We start from the raw sequence: 5,743 nt of genomic DNA on the forward strand, positions 1-5,743 counted from the left end.
CTTTCACGTTGAGTCCGGCGGTGTCCTACTCTCCCACCCCCTCCCGGAGGCAGTACCATCGGCGCTGGAGGGCTTAGCTTCCGGGTTCGGAATGTGACCGGGCGTTTCCCCACCGCTATGACCACCGAAACACTTTTCGGGCCTGTACACACACCCCCCACCCCCGCCCCCTCCACACACCGCCGTTGTACACGGCGGTGGTGAGGTCGTGGTGTTGGGGTGCCCGTATCCCGGGAACCACACAGTGAACGCGAGCGAAGCAGTCTCACCCCCACCCCAAAGGGCGGTGGTGGTAGTCAAGTCGTCGGCTTATTAGTACCGGTCAGCTTCACACCTCGTTAGTCGGTGCTTCCACATCCGGCCTATCAACCCAGTAGTCTGCTGGGAGCCTCTCCCACCCCGAAGGTGGATGGAAACCTCATCTTGAAGCAGGCTTCCCGCTTAGATGCTTTCAGCGGTTATCCCTTCCGAACGTAGCCAACCAGCCATGCTCCTGGCGGAACAACTGGCACACCAGAGGTTCGTCCGTCCCGGTCCTCTCGTACTAGGGACAGCCCTTCTCAAGTTTCCGACGCGCGCAGCGGATAGGGACCGAACTGTCTCACGACGTTCTAAACCCAGCTCGCGTACCGCTTTAATGGGCGAACAGCCCAACCCTTGGGACCTACTCCAGCCCCAGGATGCGACGAGCCGACATCGAGGTGCCAAACCATGCCGTCGATATGGACTCTTGGGCAAGATCAGCCTGTTATCCCCGGGGTACCTTTTATCCGTTGAGCGACCGCGTTTCCACAAACCACGGCCGGATCACTAGTCCCGACTTTCGTCCCTGCTCGACATGTCTGTCTCACAGTCAAGCTCCCTTGTGCACTTACACTCGACACCTGATTGCCAACCAGGCTGAGGGAACCTTTGGGCGCCTCCGTTACCCTTTAGGAGGCAACCGCCCCAGTTAAACTACCCACCAGGCACTGTCCCTGATCCGGATCACGGACCGAAGTTAGACATCCAGAACGACCAGAGTGGTATTTCAACGTTGACTCCACCGACACTGGCGTGCCGACTTCACAGTCTCCCACCTATCCTACACAAGCCGTTCCGAACACCAATACCAAGCTATAGTGAAGGTCCCGGGGTCTTTCCGTCCTGCTGCGCGTAACGAGCATCTTTACTCGTAGTGCAATTTCGCCGAGTTCGCGGTTGAGACAGCGGAGAAGTCGTTACGCCATTCGTGCAGGTCGGAACTTACCCGACAAGGAATTTCGCTACCTTAGGATGGTTATAGTTACCACCGCCGTTTACTGGCGCTTAAGTTCTGAGCTTCGCGCACCGAAGTGCACTAACCCGTCCCCTTAACGTTCCAGCACCGGGCAGGCGTCAGTCCGTATACATCGTCTTGCGACTTAGCACGGACCTGTGTTTTTAGTAAACAGTCGCTTCTCCCTGGTCTCTGCGGCCCTCAAAGGCTAGCCAGCAAGTGGCTTCACCCCTCAGGCCCCCCTTCTCCCGAAGTTACGGGGGCATTTTGCCGAGTTCCTTAACCACGATTCACTCGATCGCCTTGGTATTCTCTACCTGACCACCTGAGTCGGTTTAGGGTACGGGCGGCTAGAACCTCGCGCCGAGGCTTTTCTAGGCAGCATGGGATCACTCTGCTTCCCCCATAAGGGGTCACCATCAGGTCTCAGGCTTATATGAGGTGCGGATTTGCCTACACCTCGCCCTACACCCTTGGACGTGGACAACCATCGCCACGCGGAAGCTACCCTCCTGCGTCACCCCTGTTACTACGCTTGCCTACTACCAGCTCGGGTCACACGCTCCACCACGCCGGCTCCGAAGAGCCAACAGGCTTTGGGTGTTTAGCATCACCAGGTTCAGCATGGGCGGTTCTTCGCCGGTACGGGAATATCAACCCGTTGTCCATCGACTACGCCTGTCGGCCTCGCCTTAGGTCCCGACTTACCCAGGGCGGATTAACCTGGCCCTGGAACCCTTGGTCATTCGGCGGACGGGTTTCTCACCCGTCATTCGCTACTCATGCCTGCATTCTCACTCGTGTGCAGTCCACGACTCGATCACTCGGCCGCTTCACCCCACACACGACGCTCCCCTACCCATCCACACACCTGGACCACGAAGGCCTAGTTCACGCGTGAATGCCACAGCTTCGGCGGTGTGCTTGAGCCCCGCTACATTGTCGGCGCGGAATCACTTGACCAGTGAGCTATTACGCACTCTTTAAAGGGTGGCTGCTTCTAAGCCAACCTCCTGGTTGTCTGCGCAACTCCACATCCTTTCCCACTTAGCACACGCTTAGGGGCCTTAGCTGGTGATCTGGGCTGTTTCCCTCTCGACTACGAAGCTTATCCCCCGCAGTCTCACTGCCACGCTCTCACTTACCGGCATTCGGAGTTTGGCTGACGTCAGTAACCCGGTGGGGCCCATCGGCCATCCAGTAGCTCTACCTCCGGCAAGAAACACGTGACGCTGCACCTAAATGCATTTCGGGGAGAACCAGCTATCACGGAGTTTGATTGGCCTTTCACCCCTACCCACAGCTCATCCCCCAGGTTTTCAACCCTGGTGGGTTCGGTCCTTCACGCGGTCTTACCCGCGCTTCAACCTGGCCATGGGTAGATCACTCCGCTTCGGGTCTAGAGCACGCGACTGAAACGCCCTATTCGGACTCGCTTTCGCTACGGCTACCCCACACGGGTTAACCTCGCCACGTACCACTAACTCGCAGGCTCATTCTTCAAAAGGCACGCCGTCACTCACCCGCAGGTTAAGCTCCGACGGCTTGTAGGCACATGGTTTCAGGTACTATTTCACTCCCCTCCCGGGGTGCTTTTCACCTTTCCCTCACGGTACTTGTCCGCTATCGGTCATCAGGAAGTATTTAGGCTTACCAGGTGGTCCTGGCAGATTCACACGAGATTTCACGGGCCCCGTGCTACTCGGGATCCCCTTCGGGAGGCCACGCCATTTCGCCTACGGGGGTCTCACCCACTGTGCCGGACCTTCCCAGATCCTTCGGCTATGACACGACTTTCTTACTCCCCACCCAGATGACAGTCTGGATAGAAGGGTCCCACTACCCCGACCGTGCAACGCCTGTCAGCTATCACACACGGCTCGGTTTAGCCTCTTCCGCTTTCGCTCGCCACTACTCACGGAATCGCGGTTGCTTTCTCTTCCTGTGGGTACTGAGATGTTTCACTTCCCCACGTTCCCTCCACGCACCCTATGTGTTCAGGTGCGGGTGACCGCCCATGACGACGGCCGGGTTTCCCCATTCGGAAATCCTCGGATCAACGTTCGGTTGCCAACTCCCCGAGGCTTATCGCAGGCTCCTACGTCCTTCATCGGCTCCTGATGCCAAGGCATCCACCATGTGCCCTTAAAAACTTGGCCACAAAAGACTACAAAGATGCTCGCGTCCACTGTGTAGTTCTCAACATACGGGCGGCGTACACCGGCACCCAGCCGACACCCACCCCCACCACCGACCCAGCCCAAGCCCACCCGAAGATGAACCCAACCCGACCCGGTACCCGGAGAGCGGTATGACGACCACCGGTCGACCCGCCAGAAGGCACCACCACCAGCACCCCCCAGCCGGCACCCCTTCCGGGACACCACCTACGAAGAGCACCAGCCAGCGGCCGATCCTTCAGGACCCAACAGCGTGCCAGCAACCCGCACTCCCCCACCATCTCCGTTCCCACCCACCCCGAAGGACAGACGTACTAGAAGACCCCGTGAGGAACCACGAACCACAATGTCGATGTTCCACCCTTGAGCGACCGCCCCACGACACTCGCGTGAGAAACGGCGCCTGGACGCACCACCCACCCCCACCACCCCCCGAAGAAGGTGACACCAGCCCCGAAGAGCCAGCCAGGAATGTTCACGGTGGACGCCAGATGCTCCTTAGAAAGGAGGTGATCCAGCCGCACCTTCCGGTACGGCTACCTTGTTACGACTTCGTCCCAATCGCCAGTCCCACCTTCGACAGCTCCCTCCCACAAGGGGTTGGGCCACCGGCTTCGGGTGTTACCGACTTTCGTGACGTGACGGGCGGTGTGTACAAGGCCCGGGAACGTATTCACCGCAGCGTTGCTGATCTGCGATTACTAGCGACTCCGACTTCACGGGGTCGAGTTGCAGACCCCGATCCGAACTGAGGACGGCTTTTTGGGATTCGCTCCACCTCACGGTCTCGCAGCCCTTTGTACCGTCCATTGTAGCATGCGTGAAGCCCAAGACATAAGGGGCATGATGATTTGACGTCATCCCCACCTTCCTCCGAGTTGACCCCGGCAGTCTCCTATGAGTCCCCGCCATAACGCGCTGGCAACATAGAACGAGGGTTGCGCTCGTTGCGGGACTTAACCCAACATCTCACGACACGAGCTGACGACAACCATGCACCACCTGCACGCAGCCAACTAAATGACCCGACATCTCTGCCGGTCCACTGCGCATGTCAAGCCTTGGTAAGGTTCTTCGCGTTGCATCGAATTAATCCGCATGCTCCGCCGCTTGTGCGGGCCCCCGTCAATTCCTTTGAGTTTTAGCCTTGCGGCCGTACTCCCCAGGCGGGGCGCTTAATGCGTTAGCTGCGGCACAGAACTCGTGGAATGAGCCCCACACCTAGCGCCCAACGTTTACGGCATGGACTACCAGGGTATCTAATCCTGTTCGCTCCCCATGCTTTCGCTCCTCAGCGTCAGTTACGGCCCAGAGACCCGCCTTCGCCACCGGTGTTCCTCCTGATATCTGCGCATTTCACCGCTACACCAGGAATTCCAGTCTCCCCTACCGCACTCTAGTCTGCCCGTACCCACTGCAAGCTCAGGGTTAAGCCCTGAGTTTTCACAGCAGACGCGACAAACCGCCTACGAGCTCTTTACGCCCAATAATTCCGGACAACGCTTGCACCCTACGTATTACCGCGGCTGCTGGCACGTAGTTAGCCGGTGCTTCTTCTGCAGGTACCGTCACTTTCGCTTCTTCCCTGCTGAAAGAGGTTTACAACCCGAAGGCCGTCATCCCTCACGCGGCGTCGCTGCGTCAGGCTTTCGCCCATTGCGCAATATTCCCCACTGCTGCCTCCCGTAGGAGTCTGGGCCGTGTCTCAGTCCCAGTGTGGCCGGTCGCCCTCTCAGGCCGGCTACCCGTCGTCGCCTTGGTAGGCCATTACCCCACCAACAAGCTGATAGGCCGCGAGCCCATCCCCAGCCGAAAAACTTTCCACCCGCGCACCATGCGGTGACAGGTCATATCCGGTATTAGCTCCGGTTTCCCGGAGTTATCCCAGAGCCAGGGGCAGGTTGCTCACGTGTTACTCACCCGTTCGCCACTGATCCCCCCCGAAGGGGTTCACCGTTCGACTTGCATGTGTTAAGCACGCCGCCAGCGTTCGTCCTGAGCCAGGATCAAACTCTCCGTTGAAGTCTCACACCCCCACACCACCACCCCCCACCCAAAAGCGAGGAAGCAGCAACCGTGCGAGAGCAAATCTCTTCACCGGACACCCCCACCCCCGCAAGGAGGATGGAAGCGTTCGATCTGGCATCTACTCAAGACCCGACCCACGCTGACGAGGATCAGGCCCTTTCAACACCAAAGGAATCCCACCACCAACCAGACGATTGATGGACGGGGATAAATCGATTTGGCATCGACATTCGGCACGCTGTTGAGTTCTCAAACATCGGACGCACACCCCGACCCC

Annotated in this window: 3 rRNA genes; all 3 read right to left on the reverse strand. The window is 58.7% G+C overall.

Annotation, left to right across the window (positions count from 1 at the left end):
• Positions 1-12: 12 nt before the first annotated feature.
• The 3 genes from rrf to CLV92_RS20720 all read right to left on the reverse strand — a co-directional run bounded on the left by rrf (position 13) and on the right by CLV92_RS20720 (position 5,460).
• A 5S ribosomal RNA gene (rrf, locus tag CLV92_RS20710) occupies positions 13-129 on the reverse strand.
• 163 nt (positions 130-292) lie between these two features.
• A 23S ribosomal RNA gene (locus tag CLV92_RS20715) occupies positions 293-3,417 on the reverse strand.
• A 523-nt stretch (positions 3,418-3,940) separates the two neighbouring features.
• Positions 3,941-5,460: ribosomal RNA gene (locus CLV92_RS20720) — 16S ribosomal RNA — on the reverse strand.
• Together the 16S, 23S and 5S rRNA genes form the textbook arrangement of a ribosomal RNA operon.
• Positions 5,461-5,743 lie beyond the last annotated feature (283 nt).

Origin of the sequence: Kineococcus xinjiangensis (assembly GCF_002934625.1) — a bacterium.
Classification (GTDB): Bacteria; Actinomycetota; Actinomycetes; order Actinomycetales; family Kineococcaceae; genus Kineococcus_A; species Kineococcus_A xinjiangensis.